A 21,285-nucleotide genomic window follows, 5' to 3' on the forward strand; every position below is an offset into this window, starting at 1 on the left:
ATCCTAACGGGAGGGGGCAATCAATGCCTTCAAATAATCACCGTATTCGGTTTTCTTGAATGTCTCGACATGTTCAGCCATTTTGACGTCATCGATCCATCCGGCATTATACGCAATCTCTTCGGGGCAGCCCGATTGCATGCCTTGGCGCTGTGACAGCGTACGTACAAAGTTTCCTGCGTCCAACAGCGAGGCATGCGTGCCCGTATCAAGCCACGCATAGCCGCGCCCCATACGCTCGACGGTCAGCGTTCCATCTGCCAAATAAGTTTCAAGCAAGGTGACAATCTCGACCTCACCGCGCGCGGACGGGGCTATCAGCTTGGCGCGGCGCGGCGCGTCCCCATCGAGGAAATACAACCCCGTCACTGCATAGTTCGACGGCGCGACATTTGGCTTTTCGACGATCTGCTCAACTGTTCCATCAACGTCGAATTTCACCACACCGTAGCGCTCGGGATCGGCGACGTGATAGCCAAAGACAGTGCCGCCCTCCGACTTTTGATCTGCAGCCACCAGCATTTCGGGCAAGCCATGGCCAAAGAAAATGTTGTCCCCCAAAACCATCGCGGAGGGCGCCCCGTCCAAGAATTCTTCCGCCAACACATAGGCCTGCGCCAATCCATCTGGGGAGGGTTGTTCAATGTAGGTCAGTGACACCCCCCACTGGCTACCATCGCCCAAAAGGCGTTGAAACTGCGCTTGATCCTGCGGCGTTGTAATCACTGCGATCTCACGAATGCCCGCCAGCATCAGGACCGAAATCGGATAATAGATCATCGGCTTGTCATAAATTGGCATCAGCTGCTTTGAAATGGCCATGGTCAACGGGTAAAGGCGCGTGCCTGATCCGCCAGCGAGAATAATGCCCTTGCGCTGTGTCATCTCGGTGTGTCCAATTCTGTCATTAAATCAATAAGGTGCGCCCGCCAATCGGGACGCTCAATGCCAAATGTTGCAACCGTGGACGTACAGTCCAATGTTGAGTTTTGTGGCCGCTTCGCCGGAGTCGGATAATCAATCGTTGCGATGTCATTGACAGTTACAGCGCGGCGTGCGGTGTCAAAGACCGCGCGCGCAAACTGTGCCCAACTGACGTCAGGCGCACCCGAAAAATGATAGGTTCCACTTTTGGATGGATCAACGCGAAGCGCCTCGGCGATGTGCACGCAAGCCCGTGCAATGGCGCGTGCCGGAGTTGGCCCGCCAATTTGATCGGCAACAACGCTCAACGCATCACGCGTTTGCGACAGCCGCAGCATAGTTTTCACAAAGTTGGCTCCATACGGCGAGAACACCCATGATGTGCGCAAAATAACATGCACGCCACCCGCGTCACGCACACCGTGCTCCCCCGCAAGCTTGCTGCGCCCATAGGCCCCAAGAGGCGCGGTGGGATGATCAGGGGCAAACGGGGTATCGCCCGCACCATCAAACACATAGTCGGTCGAGATATGGACAAACGCAATCCCCAGCGCGGCACAGGTCTGAGCCATTTGCGTGGGCGCGTGCCCGTTGACCGCCATGGCCGCCGCTTCGTCGTCTTCAGCCTGATCCACAGCCGTATAAGCCGCCGCATTTATAACCGCGTCAGGCGCTACGGCACGGATCACCGCGTCACATCGCTCGGGATCGCTCAAATCGACATCCGCACGCCCCAAAAACATCGCATCCGGTAAGAGTGATTTTAGCTCGCTAGCGACCTGACCCGATGATCCGAACACAAGGATCATTGCGACACACCCAAACGCGCACCAACGCCCGCCCGCTCTTGCAAGGCCCGCCACCACGGCTCATGGTCAAGATACCATTGCACCGTCTTCTCCAAACCCTCGTCGACCGTCACAGACGGACGCCACCCCAACTCCTTGCGCAGCCGTGTCGGGTCAATCGCATAGCGGGCGTCATGGCCAGGTCGGTCGCTTACAAACGTGATTTGATCCGCATACGTCCCCGTAGCCTTCGGCCGTTTTTGATCCAAAATGGCGCACAGTGTCTCTACCAATTCAAGGTTGGTACGCTCATTCTCACCACCCACATTGTAGGAACGCCCAACAACGCCACGCTCTAACACCAGCAAAAGCGCATCAGCATGGTCCTCAACATAGAGCCAGTCGCGGATGTTGGACCCATCGCCATAAATAGGCAACGACTTGCCAGCCAAGGCGTTCAAAATCACCACAGGGATCAGTTTTTCAGGGAAATGAAACGGGCCGTAATTGTTTGAGCAATTGGTGACAACAACAGGTAGCCCGTAAGTCTCGTGCCATGAGCGCACCAAATGATCGGACGCCGCTTTGGACGCCGAATATGGACTGCGCGGATCATAGGGTGTGTCTTCGGTGAAGAGCTGTTGTGGATCGCGCGGCAACGAGCCAAACACCTCATCCGTCGAAATGTGGTGAAAGCGAAACCCCTCGGGCTTTCCCGTTTTGGTCCAATAGGAGCGCGCCGCCTCCAACAGGTGAAACGTGCCGGTAATGTTGGTTTCAACAAAATCTGACGGACCATCGATAGAGCGATCGACGTGGCTTTCGGCGGCCAAATGCATGACGGCATCGGGGGCGTGCGTATCAAACACGCGGTCCAACGCCGCACGATCACGAATATCCACATGCTCAAAGGCATAGAGCGCGCTATCGGCAACATCTGCAACGTTGTCCAAGCAGGCCGCATATGTCAGCGCATCCACGTTCACAACCTGATGCCCACGCCCGATGGCTTGGCGTACAACGGCGGATCCGATGAACCCCGCCCCGCCCGTCACAAGTAACTTCATCGTCTATTCCTCAAACTCGAATGGCGAGACAAACGCATGCAGGGGGTGCGCATGCTCGTCTTTGTCGGAGATGACGGGTGTCAGGTTTTCCACCGGCCATGCAACTCCAGCACTATCCCATTTAACCGCACCATCGCATTCCGGCGCATAATGATCGGTACACTTATAAATAATTTCGCTGTCCGGCTCCAAGGTCATGAACCCATGCAAAAATCCCTCTGGCACCCACAGCTGCTTTCCGTTGGCATAGGACAATTCCAACCCAAAGGACTGACCGTAGGTGGGCGAGCCTGTTCGTACATCGACCGCGACATCAAAGATTGCGCCACGCCCGCAGCGCACCAACTTACCTTGAGCATGTGGCGGACTTTGAAAATGCAAACCGCGCACCGTTCCAACATCGCGCGACATCGAATGATTGTCTTGTACGAACGCAGGCAAACGCACACCAGCCGCCACCAACGCAGCCTCGTTCCAGCTTTCACTAAAAAAGCCGCGGTGATCACCGTGGCGTGGCGGTGTGATGATCAACACATCGCGCAATGGCGTCGTTTCAATATGCATACAGATATTCGCCTCAAAAACTTGCTATAAAATTTCCCGCAAACTTACTAAATACAGCGCGGATTTGGTCGATGGTTCAACTAAGTCTAAGACTGGGGAAGGGCCCGCACAAGCAATTCGCCGCACATCCTGATTCTTTGCCGATAGCGCGGCAGATTTGCGTCTCCCCCATTTGAACATTGTGCATTGTGTTGTAGGATTATGTTTTACGATGCGGCATTTACAGAAAGTATTTATATGGCTCCTTCGTTTGGCACTAGTGGATTGCGCGGTCTTGTTGTGGACCTCACCGACGATCTTATCACAGATTACGTTCATGCGTTTTTGACGACAATGCGCACCTGCGAAACGCTCTATGTCGGACGTGATTTGCGACCATCGTCACCTGCAATCGCCGCAACGATATGCCGTGTCGCGCAGGCGGCGGGTGTCGATGTCGTGGATTGCGGCGCACTTGGCACCCCTGCCCTCGCCCTCGCGTCCATGTCTGCGGGCCATGCGGCGATCATGGTCACAGGCAGCCACATTCCCGCAGATCGCAACGGTTTGAAATTCTATCTGCCGAACGGTGAAATTTCGAAATCCGACGAGATGTCTATTGGTGACGCCTACGCGCGACGGGCCCGCTATTCGGGCCACCAAGGCGGAACATACACTTACGATGAGGCGGCCGAGACGCGTTATATCGCGCGGTATATAAACGCCTTTGGAACCGATGCTCTGAGCGGTTGCCGCATTGGCGTCTATCGTCATTCCTCCGTTGCGCGCGACACAATGGAGCACATTTTCAAAGGCCTCGGCGCACAAGTCATCCCACTGGGCAACTCGGACACATTCATTCCCGTCGATACCGAGGCGGTCGATCCAGCCACCAAAGATATGCTGGCGCGATGGTGCAACGAGCACGCTCTCGATGCGATTGCATCCACAGACGGGGACGCCGACCGCCCGATGCTCACGGACGCTACCGGACAGGTCATTGCGGGAGATGTGCTTGGTGTTTTGACCGCACGTGCGCTACGGGCGCAGGCCGTCGTCACGCCGGTCTCCTCGAACGATATGGTGCGCCGCATGCCGGAATTTACAGCCGTACACCTAACGCGTATCGGGTCGCCGTTTGTTATTGCAGGCATGGATGCGGCCCGCGCGGCGCATGCAGCCGTTGTTGGGTTTGAGGCCAATGGCGGGTTCCTTTTGGGCTTTCCCGCACAAATCAACGGCCCGCTTTCGCCCCTGCCGACCCGCGACTGTATGTTGCCAATTCTTGCACCATTGTTTGCCGCGAAATCCACAAACCAAAGCCTCGCGGACTTAGTTCAAAACTTACCTGCATGCTTTACCGCGGCGGACCGCCTTCAAAACATTGACCGCGCAAAGGCCGGGGTGTTTTTGTCAAACCTTATCGATGATGCAACCGAACGATCTGCGTTTTTTGCATCTTTCGGTGTGATCCATTCTGTCGATTTGACGGACGGACTGCGGGTTGATTTTGAAAGCGGCGATGTGGTCCATTTACGCCCGTCCGGAAACGCACCGGAGTTTCGCATCTATGCGCAATCCGCATCCGAAGCCCGCGCAATTGAGGTCATGGAACACGCAAAATCGGCCGCGGCCACACAGATCGGATGATACCGAAGCCAGCCCCTAAACCCTGCCGATTTTAAAGCCCCGCGAGAGGTGGTTGCGCATCACAAAGACCAAGATCGCACCGGGGATCATCGAGGCGACCGTGACGGCCATGACCAACCCAATATCGGTTTGAAACCCGAATAGCGCATTGATTGCCATGCTAATCGGTTTGCCATTTGTCGTAGTCAAAATGCGTGCAAAGACCACTTCGACCCATGAGAACATAAAACAAAAGAAGGCTGTTACAGCGATCCCTGGCGCAAGTTGCGGCACCAAAATGCGGCGCATAAATCCCGCGCGGGAATAGCCATCGAGAAATGCAGTTTCGTCCATTTCTTTAGGAATAGCCGAAATGAAACTCTGCAAAATCCAGATCGAAATCGGCAAGTTGAACAGGCAATGCGCCAACGCGATTCCGAACACAGAGTTGACGATCCCAAGGGCCGAAAACAGTTGAAATATGGGCAGGGTCAACACAACGGGTGGCGTGATCCGAAAGGCGATAAAGGCGAGGAAAAGATGCCTGTCCCCCACAAATGACATACGTGAAAATGCATAGGCTGCAGGCAAGGCCACTGGAATTGTGATCAAGATATTGATCATGACATAAGCGATGGAGTTTACAAAGGCCGATCGCAAATTCGGATCCTTAACAATGTTGGCGTAGTTTCCAAACGTGAGGGTGCCCACCTCGACCTGCGCCGTGGGCAGTGTTGCAACAAAGCTGATCAATGTCATCTGGACCAACGGCAAACAGGCAAAGGCGATGAAACTCCACACCACAATGGATTTCAAAATAGACACAAGGCGCGGCGATAGACTCATGGCCCCGCCCTTTCGGAGGGATCATCGAGCTTGGCTTGGGCCTTGCTAAACATCCACGCCACGGCAACGATAATCAAAAAGTAGATCACAGAGCGCGCGGCGGACGGCCCGTAGTTAAACGCCTTAATCTCCTCGCCCAAATCAACCGCGAGAAACAGCGTGGCGTGATCTGGCCCGCCCGCGTTGATTGGAAACGCTTCAGTATAAATCATAAACGAATCCATGAACCGAAGCAGGATAGCCATCAACAAGACGTGGCGCAGTTTGGGCAATTGGATATAGCGAAACACCTGCCATGGCCCCGCCGAGTCTATTGCGGCCGCTTGATAGTGCGCGGCGGGAATTGTGGTGAGCGCAGAGTAGCACAAAATCACCACAAGGCTGGTCCAGTGCCACACATCCATCACAACCAGCACCGCCCACGTGTGCCCGACCGAATCCTTCCAATCGGGGGGCCATCCGACAAACACCAATACATCCGCGATGATGCTGCGTGCGGGATTAAGCAGGCTCAACCAGAGCGTGGGGATCATGTTCCAAGGCACCAAAAGCGGTAACGCAATAAACGCAAGCGCCACCCCGACCCAAATCTGGCGCTGCGGCATACATAACGCAATCGCGACCCCAAGCGGAATTTGAACGCTCAAAATGAGGGTCGAGAACAACGCACTGCGCGCGAAACTTTCCCAGAATCTGGCTGAGGTGATGAGATCGGCATACCATTCCGCACCGATCCAAAACCGCGAATCCAGAATGAAAATCTCAAAAAACGAATAGTTTACAACCGTCACAAGCGGGATCAGGCCAACCAAGCCCAAAACGACGACAGCGGGCAGAACGTAGAGCCAACCAACGTTGGTGCGCTCTTTCATACCCCCACCCTCACCGCCCTGTCACATTCACGCGGGTGCCCCAAGTTGTACATTTTTCACCAAGGCCTGATGACAGCGGCGCATCGGTAAAGAGGGTATCCACATCACAAAGAGAGCAAATTGTAAGGGGGGCTTTGCGTTGAAATTTATGGTGATCCGCGACAACCATGACCTCACGTGATCGTTTGATGGCCGTGCTACTCACCATGATTTCTTGACCGTCAAAGTCCAATAAATCCCCATCGTCATCAAGGGCAGAACAACCCAAAACCGAATAATCAAACTTGAATTGCTTTACCATTTCAACGGTCAGCCCCCCAACGATCCCACCATCAGCACGGCGCAAAACGCCGCCCGCAACAATGATCTCACAGCTTTTGTTGGCCGCTAAGATATTGGCAATGTTAATATTATTGGTAACGACCAGCAGGTTTTCATGATCCAAGAGAGCACGGGCGACCGCTTCTGTACTGGTGCCGATATTCATAAAGACCGACGCGCCATTCGGGATATGCCCAGCGCACGCCTGACCAATCGACCGTTTGCCAGCCTCGTTCAGACGTCGACGTTCATCGTATTCGATGTTGATCACTCCGGACGGCACAACTGCCCCGCCATGAACGCGTTTGAGCCGGCCCGTTTCGGCGAGATCGGAAAGATCGCGGCGTATGGTTTGAACCGTTACATCATAGCGTTCGGCCAACCCGTCAACGGTCACCTTGCCCTGTTGGCGCGCCAGCTCCAAAATCTCTTGCTGTCTGAAATTCGATACCATCTCGTCTTTTCTCTCCCCCGCATCAGCGCGCGACCATTGCGTCCGCGCACCGAGTGCCCTCGGCCCAAGCAAACATACAAGACACTGCATTCGTCAAGTGTTCGAATCGATGCAATCGAACACATTGCGGCGACAAGTGCGCATTTTTAGCAATAAAGCTCTGTAAAATCATCCACTTGGATAAAAGCGAAAGAAAACGAACTTTCCTTATTGATTTCGAGCATGCTTTCGTATTGTCTGAGTGAAGTTGTCGCACCCATGCGGCAACGGGACATGAATGCGGGGAGGCTTCATTGGACCACACCGATCCTCAAAACGTTATCGACCTGTTTGTCATCGGCGGCGGCATCAATGGATGTGGCATTGCGCGCGATGCGGTTGGACGCGGTTTGAGTGTCGAACTGGCCGAAATGAATGACCTCGCCTCCGCGACATCCTCCGCCTCGACAAAGCTGTTTCATGGCGGGTTGCGATATCTTGAATATTGGGAAGTCCGATTGGTGCGCGAGGCGCTTATTGAACGCGAAACGCTTTTGCGGGCGATGCCCCATATCTCTTGGCCGATGCGATTTGTTTTGCCCTACCACAAAGACATGCGGTTTGAGAGCGACACGCCGACGTCCAAACTACTGAGTTTTATCATGCCTTGGATGAAAGGGCGGCGTCCGGCGTGGCTCATCCGTCTTGGCCTGTTCATGTATGACAACCTTGGCGGGCGGAAAATTCTCAAGGGCACGACCTCTATCGCCCTGTCGGGAACTCCCGAAGGTGCGCCATTGAATGACCGCTTCAAAACGGCCTACGAATACTCGGATTGCTGGATCGAAGATAGCCGATTGGTTGTGTTGAACGCCCGTGACGCCGAGGCGCGTGGTGCTAAAATCAACGTCAGGACGAAAGTGTTGTCGGCAGAGCAATCGAACGGGCTTTGGGTCGTCACACTCCAAGACACCGACAGTGGCGACACGCGTACTGTACATGCCAAAATGCTGATCAACGCTGGCGGTCCGTGGGTTGAGGACATCATTCGCAACGCCGTGCGGATCAACTCCTCCGATGGCGTGCGCCTCGTGCGCGGCAGCCACATCGTGACACGCAAACTCTATGACCACGACAAATGCTATTTCTTCCAAGGCGAAGACGGTCGGATCATTTTCACTATTCCCTATGAGACCGATTTCACACTGATTGGCACCACCGACATGGACCACACGGCGCTCACCGATAAGCCCGTTTGCACCGACGAAGAGCGCGACTATTTGTTGGCCTTTGTGTCGAACTACCTCAAAGAGCCTGTCACAGTTGATGATGTGGTTTGGAGCTATTCGGGAGTGCGCCCATTGTACAATGATGGTGCGACATCGGCCACGGCGGCCACCCGCGACTATGTGCTTAAGGTGGATCAATCGACCGGTGCGCCGATGCTCAATGTCTTTGGTGGCAAGATCACCACCTACCGCAAACTTGCGGAATCAGCCCTCGAAAAAATCATGCCGTTCTTTGATCATGCGGGCAAACCATGGACGGCGGGCGTGGCCCTTCCCGGCGGGGATTTTCCCGTCGACGGTGTGGCGGCCTTGACGCAAAAGCTCGCAGACGCCTATCCGTTTTTGTCGCGCGCATGGGCAACACGCCTCACCAAGGCCTATGGAACCGAAGCCTTCGAGGTTCTCGGACAGGCCAAAACGAAATCCGATCTGGGGCACGATTTCGGCGCAGACTTAACCGAATGCGAAGTCGCTTGGCTCATGGCCTGCGAATTTGCCTACACCGCAGACGATATTGTTTGGCGGCGCTCCAAATTAGGACTGCGCCTGTCACAAGATGAGATAAAGGCGCTCGACGACTGGATGTCGAATGCAAAGAGTAAGCCGGAGCAGCAAGGCGCAGCCTAAGCTGTGAAGAGGGAGGACGAGATGTCATTAATACTGGAGGGGGTGTCAAAGGTCGTAGCGGGCCAGACACATATTTACCCGACCAACCTAGAGCTAAAATCAGGCACAATGAATGTGCTCCTTGGGCCAACCTCGTCGGGGAAAACGTCGCTGATGCGCCTTATGGCGGGGCTGGATGTGCCCAACACCGGCAAGGTGATTTGGAACGGTGAGGATGTGACGGGCGTGCGGGTCCAAGATCGCGGCGTGGCGATGGTTTATCAGCAGTTTATCAACTACCCTTCGATGACCGTCTATGACAACATCGCGAGTCCTATGCGTCTGCTTGGAAAATCCGCGCAAGAGGTCGATGATGCGGTGAAATCCGCGGCGGATCTGATGAAACTCTCAGAGATGCTTGAACGCAAACCCCTTGAGTTGTCGGGTGGGCAACAACAACGCTGCGCGCTTGCGCGGGCCTTGGTCAAGGATGCGGGTTTGGTGTTGCTTGATGAACCTCTTGCCAACCTTGACTACAAACTACGCGAAGAGTTGCGAGCCGAAATTCCACGTATTTTTGAAGAAGCCGGATCAATCTTTGTCTATGCGACCACCGAACCCGAAGAGGCGCTTTTGCTAGGTGGCAATACAGCAACGATGTGGGAAGGACGGATCACACAGGTCGGGCCAACGCCAACCGTGTACCGCAAGCCGGTTGATGCAACGACGGCACGGGTGTTTTCAGATCCACCGATGAATTTCCTGAACATTCAGAAATCTGCGGGCAACTTGGTGTTTGGCGACGATCAAACAGCCCCTGCAACGGGCGTCTTTGCCGACTTGGCCGATGGCGCATACATCGCGGGATTTCGCCCCAACCACCTAGAACTCGAACACCATGCCGAGGGCGCGTTGGCGTTCACTGGCACCCTCCAAGTGACTGAAATCACAGGGTCAGAGACTTTTGTGCACCTTGATCACCACGGCGATAAATGGGTGGGCCTCATCCACGGTGTGCGGCAATTGGAGATCGGCGCGTCCCTGACCGTCTACCTAGATCCCAAACACGTCTACATCTTTGCGCAAAACGGGGCATCTGTCGCGTCAGCCGCCTACGCAACGGCGGCATAAGGGACAGTATCATGGCAAAAATCACCCTCGACAATCTGGCGCATTCCTACCAGCCCAACCCTAAAAGCGACGACGATTACGCACTCAAAGAGCTCAATCACGATTGGGTCGACGGCGAAGCCTATGCTCTGCTCGGATCATCCGGCTGTGGGAAATCGACGCTTCTCAACATCATTTCCGGCCTCTTGCATCCAAGCCAAGGCCGTATCTTGTTCAATGACCGCGATGTGACCAGCGAGCCGACAACACAGCGCAATATTGCGCAGGTCTTTCAGTTCCCCGTGGTCTACGACACGATGACGGTGCGCGACAACTTGGCCTTTCCTCTGCGCAATCGCGGTGCCGATCCTCAATACATTCAGGACCGCGTCCAACAGATTGCCGCGATGATTGGTATGGAGGCAACGCTCAACAAAAAGGCGCGCGGCCTGACAGCAGACGCCAAGCAAAAAATATCGCTTGGGCGCGGCATGGTGCGCGAGGACGTCAATGCGTTGTTGTTCGACGAACCCCTGACCGTGATCGACCCCCACATGAAATGGGAGCTGCGCACGCAGTTGAAATCCCTGCACCACGAGTTCGGTCATACGATGATTTACGTGACCCACGACCAGACCGAGGCGCTCACATTCGCGGACAAGGTTGTCGTCATGTACGATGGCCGCGTGGTTCAAATGGGCACGCCACAAGAGTTGTTCGAGACACCACAACACACCTTTGTCGGCTACTTCATTGGCTCGCCGGGCATGAACGTTTTGGACGCATCCGTTACCGGCGACACCGCCGTGATCGCAGGCCATGAGATCAAACTTGGCAAGGGCTACGGTACACCGTCTGGTAAGGTCGAAATCGGTGTGCGCCCCGAATTCACTCAACTGGCTGCGGGTGACACCGGCCTTCCCGTAACGATCAAACGCGTCGAAGATGTGGGACGCCACAAGATTGTGCGCGTTGATCTGAACGGCACCGAAGTCAACGTGATTGCTGGCGAAGGCGACACAATTTCACCCGATATGAACCGGATCATTTTTGATCCCGCGGGCATCAACATCTACTGCGACAGTTGGCGCGTGCCGCCGCAAGGGGACGTGACATGAATAAGACCGTAAATCAAAAGGCCTGGTTCCTGATTTTACCCGTGCTGTTGTTGGTGGCGTTTTCCGCCGTCATTCCTCTTATGACCGTGGTGAACTACTCGGTTCAAGATACGTTCGGGAACAACAAATTCTTCTGGGCGGGTCTCGATTGGTTCAGAGAAATGCTTGAGTCTGAGCGGATGTGGGATGCGCTTGGGCGTCAGATCGCCTTTTCAGCCATCATCTTGGCGATCGAAATTCCACTGGGCATCTTCGTCGCGCTCAACATGCCAAAGAAAGGCGTTTGGGCCTCGGTCTGTTTGATCTTGATGTCCCTGCCATTGCTTATTCCGTGGAATGTGGTCGGGACTATTTGGCAAATTTTCGGGCGCGTCGATATCGGTCTTTTGGGTTATACCCTCGCCGCACTCGGGATCGACTACAACTACACGCAAGATTTCTACGCTGCTTGGGCAACCGTCATCGTTATGGACGTCTGGCATTGGACATCATTGGTTGCACTGTTGGCATACGCCGGCCTGCAATCCATTCCTGACGCGTACTACCAAGCCGCAAAGATCGACCAAGCCAGCCGTTGGAAAGTGTTTCGTTTTATCGAACTGCCCAAGATCATGGGCGTGTTGATGATCGCGATCTTACTGCGGTTCATGGACAGCTTCATGATCTACACCGAGCCATTCGTGGTGACAGGGGGCGGGCCCGGCAACTCGACCACGTTCTTGTCCATTGACCTCGTCAAAATGGCGCTCGGGCAGTTTGATCTTGGACCCGCTGCGGCCTTCTCGATCATGTACTACCTCGTGATCTTGTTGATCTCATACGTGTTCTACACCGTGATGACGAACCTCGATAAAAGGGATGGCCACTGATGTCTGATATCGCACACAAAGGCGGCATCCGCGCCAAAATCAACGGCAGCGCCATCGTTATGGGTCTGTATCTGTTGTTCTTGCTGCTGCCGATTTACTGGCTGCTCAACATGAGCCTCAAGACCAATACCGAGATCCTTAACAGCTTCACGCTGTGGCCCGCAGATCTCACATTGGAGAACTACAAAACCATCCTGACAGATGCCTCGTGGTACACGGGCTACCTCAACTCGATGGCCTATGTGGTTATGAACATGGTGATCTCTTTGGCCGTAGCGCTGCCCGCAGCCTACGCGTTCAGCCGCTACACGTTCTTGGGCGACAAACATCTGTTTTTCTGGTTGCTGACCAACCGCATGGCGCCGCCCGCCGTGTTCGCGCTGCCGTTCTTTCAGCTGTATAGCTCGGTTGGCCTGTTCGACACGCATATCGCCGTGGCTTTGGCCCACTGTTTGTTCAACGTGCCGCTTGCGGTTTGGATCCTTGAGGGGTTCATGCGCGGTGTGCCCAAAGAGATCGACGAGACTGCTTATATCGACGGCTATTCGTTCCCACGGTTCTTTATTCGCATCTTTACGCCGCTTGTGGCCTCTGGAATCGGCGTTACCGCGTTCTTCTTGTTTATGTTCAGCTGGGTTGAGCTGTTGCTCAGCCGCACCCTGACCAGTGTCGAGGCCAAACCGATTGCAGCCACGATGACACGCACCGTCGGGGCCGCAGGGATCGACTGGGGCGTCCTCGCCGCCGCAGGTGTGCTCACGATCGTACCAGGCGCATTGGTTATCTATTTTGTCCGCAACTACATCGCCAAGGGCTTTGCCTTGGGGCGCGTGTAAAAAGCAAAGAACAGGAGAAAACATCATGGATTGGATGGCTTGGACTTGGCCCACAGCGGTATTCTTTTTGATCATTGCAGGAACGTTGATCGTCTTTACGATCCTCGCAATCAAATATCCCGAAACGCCGCGCACCGGCGTGCTTCGGATCGAAACAACACGCGGTGATCGGTTGTTCATCACGCTGTTGGGCTCGGCCTTTATCAATCTGGCTTGGCTCGGACTACTCGGCGCACCCCAATGGGGCGCGTTGATCGTATCTTTCTTTTACGCCATCGCGGTTTTCCGCTGGGTTTAGAGGAAGGTGGCATCGGGCCGCGCAAGAGCCCGTCAGCCTAAAATGTTCTTATTAAGGGAGGAACACTATGAACTTGCGACTAAAAGGAACGACCGCTCTCGGTCTGGCAGCCTGTATGTTTGCTGCCCCTGCGTTCGCCGACATGACTGCCGCAAAGGCATTCTTGGATAGCGAAATCGGGGACCTGTCCGTGCTTGACCGCGCGGGCCAAGAGGCCGAGATGCAATTCTTTATCGACGCGGCACAGCCTTACCAAGGCATGTCCATCAACGTTGTGTCCGAAACCATCGGCACCCACGAATATGAGGCAAACGTGTTGGCCCCCGCATTCGAGGCCATCACAGGGATCAAAGTCACCCACGATCTGATCGGTGAGGGCGATGTTGTCGAAAAACTGCAAACACAAATGCAGTCGGGCGAAAACATCTATGACGCCTATATCAACGACTCCGATCTGATCGGCACGCATTGGCGTTATCAGCAAGCGCGCAATCTGACCGACTGGATGGCCGGAGATGGTGCGGCGGTGACCAACCCCAACATCGACCTTGAGGATTTCATCGGCCTGTCGTTTACGACTGGTCCAGATGGGAAAATCTACCAGCTTCCCGACCAGCAGTTCGCGAACTTGTACTGGTTCCGGTATGATTGGTTCAACGACGACCAAAACAAGGCCGACTTCAAAGCTGCATATGGCTATGATCTTGGCGTGCCTGTGAACTGGACTGCGTATGAGGATATCGCAGAATTCTTCACCGGACGTGATTTGTCGCGTTTGGGTGTTGAGGGCGAAGTGTTCGGCAACATGGACTACGGCAAAAAAGATCCGTCCTTGGGCTGGCGCTACACCGATGCGTGGTTGTCGATGGCTGGAGCCGGAGACGTAGGTGAGCCAAACGGCCTACCCGTCGACGAGTGGGGTATTCGCGTCAACGAAAACTCCCAACCTGTTGGATCCTGTGTCGCGCGTGGCGGTGCCACCAACGGCCCCGCAGCGGTTTACGCTGTGACCAAGGCAATCGAATGGCTGGAAAAATACTCCCCGCCTGCCGCTGCCGGTATGACCTTCTCCGAAGCAGGCCCAATTCCTGCACAGGGCAATGTCGCGCAACAGATGTTCTGGTATACTGCGTTCACCGCGGCGTCCGTAGAGCCTGATCTGCCTGTGATGAACGAAGATGGCACGCCGAAATGGCGCATGGCACCTTCGCCACACGGTGCGTATTGGACTGAGGGTACAAAAATCGGCTACCAAGATGCCGGTTCTTGGACATTGATGGAATCCACACCTGTGGATCGTGCGCAGGCCGCATGGCTCTACGCACAGTTCGTGACATCCAAGACCGTCGATGTGAAGAAAAGCCACGTTGGTTTGACCTTCATTCGTGAATCGACGATCCAGCACGAAAGCTTCACAGAGCGTGCGCCTAAACTGGGTGGTCTGGTCGAGTTCTACCGCTCGCCTGCACGGGTTCAGTGGTCGCCAACCGGCACCAACGTTCCTGACTATCCAAAGTTGGCACAGCTATGGTGGCAGAACATCGGCGATGCAATGTCCGGTGCAAAAACACCCCAAGAAGCCCTTGATGCGCTTTGCGAAGATCAGGAAAAAGTGCTGATCCGTCTTGAGCGCGCAGGCGTCCAAGGTGAGTTTGGTCCAAAGATGAACGAGGAAAGCGATCCGTCCTACTGGCTCGATCAACCTGGTTCGCCAAAAGCCAAACTGGCCAACGAAGACGAAGAGCCCAAAACGATCGCTTATGACGAGCTGATCAAATCCTGGCAGTAAGCCCATGAGTTCGGGGCCGGATCACTGGCCCCGAACACCTTTCGATCTTTCACTTGAGAATCTGTGTGCGCATCCCCTAGGCTGTGCCAAACACAACACGGACGCCTGAGCCGTAGCCACTCTCATCGCCCACACGACCCTCCCAAATGACACGAGGCCGCACATGACCTATGTTCTTGCAATCGACCAAGGCACAACTTCGACGCGTGCGATTTTGTTCAATGATGCAATGGAGCCGGTGGCCCACGCTCAAGAAGAGTTCCCACAACACTACCCGCAATCAGGCTGGGTCGAACATGACCCCAAAGACCTTTGGGCCACGACCGCAGGCACCTGCCGAGAGGCGATTGAGCGCGCGGGCATTTCGTCCTCCAAAATTGCGGCCATCGGTATCACCAACCAACGCGAAACCGTGATTGTTTGGGACAAAACGACAGGTGAGCCTATTCACAACGCGATTGTCTGGCAAGATCGCCGGACGGACGAGACCTGTCAGGCGCTGCGCGCAGACGGTCATGCACAGATGATCAATGACCGAACAGGTTTGTTGATCGACCCCTATTTTTCCGCCACAAAACTAAAATGGCTGCTCGACAATGTTGCGGGGGCACGCGAACGCGCCCAAAATGGCGACCTGCTATTTGGGACCGTTGACAGCTTTCTAATCTGGAAACTCACGGGGGGCGCGGCACACGTCACCGATGCGACAAACGCTGCGCGCACCATGCTCTATGATATACGTAAAGGACGGTGGAGCCGCACGATTTGTGACCTGCTCGACATCCCGATCGCGATGCTGCCCGAGGTCAAAGATTGCGCCGATGATTTCGGCATGACCCGCGCGGATCTATTCGGCAAAGAAATCCCGATTTACGGCGTAGCGGGCGATCAACAAGCCGCCACCGTCGGTCAGGCGTGTTTCGAGCCGGGCATGTTGAAATCGACCTATGGGACGGGCTGCTTTGCCCTTTTGAATACTGGCGACACGCCAGTTGTGTCGCACAACAACCTGCTGACAACCATCGCGTACCAGTTGAACGGCAAGCCTACATACGCCCTTGAGGGATCGATTTTCATCGCGGGTGCGGTGGTGCAATGGCTCCGAGACGGATTGCAGATCATCAAATCGGCGGCTGAGACACAAGGCCTCGCTGAACAGGCCGACCCCCATCAAAACGTCATTCTTGTTCCCGCCTTCGTTGGCCTCGGCGCGCCCTATTGGAATGCGCAATGTCGCGGTGCCGTGTTTGGGCTGACGCGGGCATCAGGCGCGGCAGAGTTTGCAAAAGCGGCACTCGAGAGCGTTGGGTTTCAAACCCGTGACCTGTTGGATGCGATGTCTGCCGATTGGAAAGCTGAGGGGGTGCAGCCAACATTGCGCGTTGACGGTGGCATGTCGGCGAGCGATTGGGCGATGCAATTTCTATCTGACATTATCGCGGCCCCCGTTGATCGCCCTGAAATTCAGGAAACCACCGCACTTGGCGTTGCGTGGCTCGCAGGGATGCACGCAGGAATTTATCCCGATCAGGCGGAGTTCGCAAAACGTTGGGCGTTGCAAAAACAGTTCCTACCCACCATGAGCGATGAGGCGCGGGACGCAAAATACCAACCGTGGAAAAAGGCCGTTGAGGCGACCATGACGGTCTAACGTCACACCACACAGATACGCCCTGCCCGCCTCTGGCATCCTGCTCCCAAACCGCCTACACCTGATGGGCGATCAGGAGATGCTACATGCAGAAAATGACACTACCCGAACGGCCTCAGTGGCGGGACCATGCACGCGACGTGGGCTTTACCTTTGCCGACATGCACGGCGAACCCTATTGGGACGAGACATCGGCATACGCGTTCTCCCTCGCGCAAATCGAATCCGATATTGAGGATCCGGCAACAGAACTCCACGCCATGTGCCGCGAGGCCGTTGGGCATATTCTGGCAAGCAACACCTTAATGGACCGATTGGCTATTCCTGTCGCGCACCGCGATCTTATCATCGACAGCTGGCAGCGCGATGATCCCGAAATCTATGGTCGCTTTGATTTCGCATATGACGGCAATGGCCCCGCCAAATTACTCGAATACAATGCCGACACGCCTACCTCGCTCTATGAAAGCGCGGCGTTCCAGTGGCAATGGCTTGAGGATCAAATCGCGGCGGACGTCTTGCCCGAGGGCAGTGATCAATTCAACGGCATTCACGAGGCATTGGTGGCGCGCTTTGGCGAAGTCTTTGCCCCCGACACGCAATTGCATTTCACCGCAGCACAGGGCAACCCCGAGGACTACGCAACGGTTGAAGCAATGGGATGGGCGGCACGCGAGGCGGGTCTTGGCGCGCATTACTGTGACCTTGAAAAAATCGCGGTAAGTGATGAGGGTCAATTCTTGGATGACGAAGATCGCGTCATCGGCACATTGTTCAAACTCTACCCGTGGGAAGACCTGTTGCGCGACGACTACGCCAATCATATCACGGGATCGCAGTGCCAATTTGTTGAACCCGCTTGGAAAGCACTGCTCTCTAACAAAGGCCTCTTGCCCGTCTTGTGGCAGATGTTCGAAGGCCACCCAAACCTGTTACCCGCATTTTTCGAAGAGGACATTGCGGACGCGCTCGCAGGGACAGGTGAGCCCGCATCCGATGTCGCCGCCGCATTCGAGCGTGTCGCCGCACAGCTTCGCGCAGGCCATGTGACAAAGCCGATCCTATCGCGTGAGGGTGCATCCGTCTCAATCCTCAAAGCGGGCGAGATCGTTGAACAGGCCCAAAACACCGACTACGGTGAGCATCCCCGCATTGTTCAGGCCTACGCGCCCCTGCCAAACTTTGACGGGTTCCGCCCCGTGATCGGCGCATGGATTGTTGGCGCACAATGCGTTGGCATCGGCATCCGAGAGGATCGATCACGCATCACACAAGACCTCTCGCGGTTCAAACCGCATTACATAACGCCCTAAGCCGCGCCACCTCTGGCCTCGCTCTTTCGAATAAGGACCCACCTGTCATGACCAAACGCTCCAACCGCGTCGCAATTGCCATTCTTGGTGCCACAGCCTTTACCCTTGCTGGGTGCCGCGAAGACCAAGTGGATGCGCAAGCCTTCCCCGACCTTCAAAGCTGCACTGATCAAGCGACACAAGGCGGGATGTTTTCGGCCCAAGACTGTGAAATCGCCGTGGCCGAAGCCGAGACTCTGCACCTTGAAGCAGCGCCCCGCTATGACAGTCTTTCCGTATGCGAAGAACAACACGGCGAAGGCGCATGTGGCTCGGAGGCAAGTGCCACACAAAGCGGATCAGGCAGCATCTTTATGCCCCTATTGTCCGGCTACCTCATCGGCAGCATGTTGAGCGGGCGCGCGGGCATGTCTGCGGGTCAGCCTCTCTATAAAACCAAGGGCGGTCAATACACCAATGCGGCCCGCACAAGCACCTTTTCGGGCAACAGTGGGGCGACAAAACTCAACACATCGCAGTTCACCAAACCCGCAACAACCGCAGGCAAGGCCCCCATGACACGCGCCACCGCGGCTTCGCGCGGCGGCTTTGGCAAAAGTGCCAGCGGGCGCACGGGTTTTGGCGGGTGAGCCGCGCCCAGCTTAGCCGTTGTAAATGTTGATATTTGGGTGAAAACTGCGCAGGAATATGCAAGGTTTGAATGCGTTAAAAGTGTAAGGTACCAGATGATTACGCCAGTTATTCTATGCGGTGGCTCCGGTACGCGGCTATGGCCGCTATCGCGCCAGTCCTACCCAAAACAATTCGTGCCCTTGGTTGGCGACGAAACCCTCTTTCAAGCTTCGGCAAAGCGATTGAGCGGGGCATCAAACGGAGTGAGTTTTACCGCCCCGACGATTTTAACCGGATCAGATTTCAGGTTTATCGTGACCGAACAACTCGCCGCAATCGGGATTGATCCGGGAGCCATTTTAATTGAACCGGAAGGACGCAATACTGCCCCTGCGATCCTTGCCGCCGCACTCCATTTGGGTGCGTCCGATCCTGAGGCGATCATGCTTGTCGCGCCGTCAGATCACGTTGTACCGGACACACAGGCCTTTCACGCGGCGATTGAAAAAGGCCTTGCCGCCGTCGCGCAGGGCAAACTTGTCACCTTTGGCATCACGCCCACGCATGCGGAAACGGCCTATGGCTACCTTGAGTTGGCCACTCAGCCGGACGGGTCTGGCGCGGCCATAGATCTAAAGCAATTCGTTGAAAAGCCTGACGCCGCACGGGCCGAAACTATGGTCGCCGCCAATACATTTATGTGGAATGCAGGCATATTTTTATTCAAAGCAAAGGACATCATCGCCGCCTTTCACGCATATGCACCGGCCTTGGCCGCGCCGGTCAATGCGGCGGTTGAGGCCGCGCAAATCGACCTTGGGTTTTTACGCTTGGACCCCGCTGCGTGGTCACACGCCGATGATATCTCGATCGACTACGCGGTTATGGAGCGGGCGGACAATTTGGCCGTTGTCCCCTTTGACGGCGGATGGTCCGATTTGGGTGGCTGGGACGCGGTGTGGCGCGAAACCGGCCCTGATGCGAACGGGGTTGCAACCTCTGGTGATGCAACAGCTATTGACTGTGAAGACACGCTTTTGCGGTCTGAAAGCGAGCACCTCGAAATCGTCGGGATCGGCCTCAAAAACATCATGGCAATTGCAATGAATGACGCCGTTCTCGTCGTCGACATGGCGCGTGCGCAAGACGTCAAAAAGGCGGTTTCAGCCCTGAAATCAAAGGGTTCCGTGCAGGCAACCACATTCCCCAAAGATCATCGGCCGTGGGGATGGTTCGAAAGCCTCGTTGTGGGTGGGCGGTTCCAAGTGAAACGCATCCACGTGCATCCCGGTGCGGCACTTAGCTTGCAAAGCCATGTTCACCGCTCTGAACACTGGATTGTTGTGGAGGGAACGGCGCGGGTAACCGTGGACGACGACATCCGATTGGTGACGGAAAACGAGTCCATCTACATTCCTCTGGGCGCAAAACACCGCATGCAAAACCCGGGCAAAGTGCCAATGGTTCTCATCGAAGTCCAAACCGGATCCTATGTCGGGGAAGACGACATTATCCGTTACGAAGACCTCTATGCACGCGGGCAAGGCGCAAAAGGATAACGCGACATATGTTGAATTTCACCACCACCGGCACCGCCACCGACATGGCGCCCCTGTTGATCGTGCATGGTCTTTTCGGCTCTGCGCGCAACTGGGGCGTTATCGCAAAACGTATTTCAGATCAAAGGCTTGTCGTGTCCGTCGACATGCGAAATCATGGTGAAAGCCCGCGCCATGCGACCCAGTCCTACCCAGATATGGCGGCGGATTTGGAGCAGGTTCTGGACCACCTCACACCAACACACGGCGCGTTTCATGTGTTGGGTCACTCGATGGGGGGAAAGGCGGCGATGGTCCTCGCGCTGACACGTCCCGACCTTGTTAAGTCATTGATTGTCGCGGATATTTCTCCGGTTTCTTATGATCACGACAATACGCATCTGATCCACGCCATGCGCGATTTGGACCTCGCACAGATCGAGCGGAGATCAGAGGCGGACGCAGCTTTGACAGGTGACATCCCGAACGCGGGCGTGCGAGCATTTCTACTGCAAAGCCTTGTTACGAAAGAGAAAAAATGGCTTTTGAACCTTGATGTTCTAGAGGCAGAAATGCCCAAAATCGTCGGGTTCCCTGAGGTATCCGGATCATACACCGGATCTGCATTTTTCGTCTCGGGCGGCGAGAGCACATATGTGTCACGCGACCACAGGCCAACAACTAAATCATTGTTCCCAAACGCTAAATTTGCGTCCATTCCAGGCACGGGTCATTGGCTTCATGCCGAAAAACCCCGCGAATTCGAGGCAGCGTGTCGGGCATGGATGACCGCCATCGACACGCGCCCCTAATCCAAATGGACGGATAAATTG

20 protein-coding genes are annotated in these 21,285 nt (G+C 55.3%); 13 read left to right on the forward strand and 7 right to left on the reverse strand.

The genetic code is table 11. The features are described from left to right. Positions 1-3: 3 nt before the first annotated feature. Genes rfbA through rfbC form a run of 4 tightly spaced genes read right to left on the reverse strand, consistent with a single transcriptional unit; the run spans position 4 to position 3,343 of the window. Entirely contained in the window at positions 4-885 is an 882-nt protein-coding gene (gene rfbA, locus ACTG34_RS00860) for a glucose-1-phosphate thymidylyltransferase RfbA (protein ID WP_439103164.1), read from the reverse strand. After that, complete coding sequence (rfbD, locus tag ACTG34_RS00865; RefSeq protein ID WP_439103165.1) at positions 882-1,733, reverse strand: dTDP-4-dehydrorhamnose reductase; 852 nt, start codon at positions 1,731-1,733, stop codon at positions 882-884. The genes rfbA and rfbD overlap by 4 nt, the downstream gene beginning before the upstream one ends. After that, positions 1,730-2,779 carry a dTDP-glucose 4,6-dehydratase gene (rfbB, locus tag ACTG34_RS00870; protein WP_439103166.1) on the reverse strand — a complete coding sequence of 350 codons (1,050 nt, stop codon included), beginning with the start codon at positions 2,777-2,779 and terminating at the stop codon, positions 1,730-1,732. The genes rfbD and rfbB overlap by 4 nt, the downstream gene beginning before the upstream one ends. A 3-nt stretch (positions 2,780-2,782) precedes the next feature. Next, positions 2,783-3,343, reverse strand: a complete 561-nt coding sequence (gene rfbC / locus ACTG34_RS00875; RefSeq protein WP_439103167.1) for a dTDP-4-dehydrorhamnose 3,5-epimerase — start codon at positions 3,341-3,343, stop codon at positions 2,783-2,785. A gap of 201 nt (positions 3,344-3,544) precedes the next feature. On the opposite strand from rfbC, the gene ACTG34_RS00880 reads away from it, so the two are divergent. Next, positions 3,545-4,972, forward strand: a complete 1,428-nt coding sequence (locus ACTG34_RS00880; RefSeq protein WP_439103168.1) for a phosphomannomutase — start codon at positions 3,545-3,547, stop codon at positions 4,970-4,972. A 15-nt stretch (positions 4,973-4,987) separates the two neighbouring features. Here ACTG34_RS00880 and ACTG34_RS00885 read toward each other — a convergent pair whose 3' ends face one another. From ACTG34_RS00885 to ACTG34_RS00895, 3 genes are read right to left on the reverse strand one after another with little or no spacing between them, the layout of a single operon-like run. Next, positions 4,988-5,797 (reverse strand): carbohydrate ABC transporter permease, encoded by an 810-nt coding sequence (locus tag ACTG34_RS00885; RefSeq protein ID WP_439103169.1) that lies wholly within the window; start codon positions 5,795-5,797, stop codon positions 4,988-4,990. Then, on the reverse strand, positions 5,794-6,669 hold the full coding sequence (locus ACTG34_RS00890; protein ID WP_439103170.1) for a carbohydrate ABC transporter permease: 876 nt from the start codon (positions 6,667-6,669) through the stop codon (positions 5,794-5,796). The genes ACTG34_RS00885 and ACTG34_RS00890 overlap by 4 nt, the downstream gene beginning before the upstream one ends. Before the next feature lie 10 nt (positions 6,670-6,679). Further along, positions 6,680-7,444: a DeoR/GlpR family DNA-binding transcription regulator gene (locus tag ACTG34_RS00895; protein WP_439103171.1), complete on the reverse strand. Its 765-nt coding sequence runs from the start codon at positions 7,442-7,444 to the stop codon at positions 6,680-6,682. Positions 7,445-7,737: 293 nt separating this feature from the next. Here ACTG34_RS00895 and glpD point away from each other — a divergent pair, with 293 nt between their 5' ends. The 12 genes from glpD to ACTG34_RS00955 all read left to right on the forward strand — a co-directional run bounded on the left by glpD (position 7,738) and on the right by ACTG34_RS00955 (position 21,264). Beyond that, positions 7,738-9,339, forward strand: a complete 1,602-nt coding sequence (gene glpD, locus ACTG34_RS00900) for a glycerol-3-phosphate dehydrogenase (RefSeq protein ID WP_439103172.1) — start codon at positions 7,738-7,740, stop codon at positions 9,337-9,339. Between the two features lie 21 nt (positions 9,340-9,360). Then, complete coding sequence (locus ACTG34_RS00905; RefSeq protein WP_439103173.1) at positions 9,361-10,449, forward strand: ABC transporter ATP-binding protein; 1,089 nt, start codon at positions 9,361-9,363, stop codon at positions 10,447-10,449. An 11-nt stretch (positions 10,450-10,460) separates the two neighbouring features. Next, a complete protein-coding gene (locus ACTG34_RS00910) occupies positions 10,461-11,546 on the forward strand; it encodes an ABC transporter ATP-binding protein (RefSeq protein WP_439103174.1) in 1,086 nt (361 codons plus the stop codon). Continuing rightward, the gene (locus ACTG34_RS00915) at positions 11,543-12,415 is read left to right on the forward strand and encodes a carbohydrate ABC transporter permease (protein ID WP_342841987.1); all 873 of its coding nucleotides are present in this window, start codon (positions 11,543-11,545) and stop codon (positions 12,413-12,415) included. Before ACTG34_RS00910 ends, ACTG34_RS00915 begins: the two co-directional genes overlap by 4 nt. Then, positions 12,415-13,251 (forward strand): carbohydrate ABC transporter permease, encoded by an 837-nt coding sequence (locus ACTG34_RS00920; protein WP_439103175.1) that lies wholly within the window; start codon positions 12,415-12,417, stop codon positions 13,249-13,251. Before ACTG34_RS00915 ends, ACTG34_RS00920 begins: the two co-directional genes overlap by 1 nt. Before the next feature lie 25 nt (positions 13,252-13,276). Further along, positions 13,277-13,549, forward strand: coding sequence for a DUF2160 domain-containing protein (locus tag ACTG34_RS00925; protein WP_342841986.1), 273 nt, complete (start codon positions 13,277-13,279; stop codon positions 13,547-13,549). A gap of 67 nt (positions 13,550-13,616) precedes the next feature. After that, on the forward strand, positions 13,617-15,338 hold the full coding sequence (locus ACTG34_RS00930; RefSeq protein WP_439103176.1) for an ABC transporter substrate-binding protein: 1,722 nt from the start codon (positions 13,617-13,619) through the stop codon (positions 15,336-15,338). Positions 15,339-15,501: 163 nt separating this feature from the next. Beyond that, positions 15,502-16,989, forward strand: a complete 1,488-nt coding sequence (gene glpK / locus ACTG34_RS00935; protein WP_439103177.1) for a glycerol kinase GlpK — start codon at positions 15,502-15,504, stop codon at positions 16,987-16,989. Positions 16,990-17,075: 86 nt separating this feature from the next. Next, entirely contained in the window at positions 17,076-18,302 is a 1,227-nt protein-coding gene (locus ACTG34_RS00940) for a glutathionylspermidine synthase family protein (protein ID WP_439103178.1), read from the forward strand. 47 nt (positions 18,303-18,349) lie between these two features. Further along, on the forward strand, positions 18,350-18,931 hold the full coding sequence (locus tag ACTG34_RS00945; protein WP_439103179.1) for a DUF1190 domain-containing protein: 582 nt from the start codon (positions 18,350-18,352) through the stop codon (positions 18,929-18,931). A gap of 96 nt (positions 18,932-19,027) precedes the next feature. Beyond that, positions 19,028-20,473 carry a mannose-1-phosphate guanylyltransferase/mannose-6-phosphate isomerase gene (locus tag ACTG34_RS00950; protein WP_439103180.1) on the forward strand — a complete coding sequence of 482 codons (1,446 nt, stop codon included), beginning with the start codon at positions 19,028-19,030 and terminating at the stop codon, positions 20,471-20,473. An 8-nt stretch (positions 20,474-20,481) separates the two neighbouring features. Further along, positions 20,482-21,264, forward strand: coding sequence for an alpha/beta fold hydrolase (locus tag ACTG34_RS00955; RefSeq protein ID WP_439103181.1), 783 nt, complete (start codon positions 20,482-20,484; stop codon positions 21,262-21,264). Positions 21,265-21,285: the final 21 nt, after the last annotated feature.

The organism is Celeribacter marinus, assembly GCF_965656515.1.
GTDB classification, from domain to species: domain Bacteria; phylum Pseudomonadota; class Alphaproteobacteria; order Rhodobacterales; family Rhodobacteraceae; genus Celeribacter; species Celeribacter marinus_D.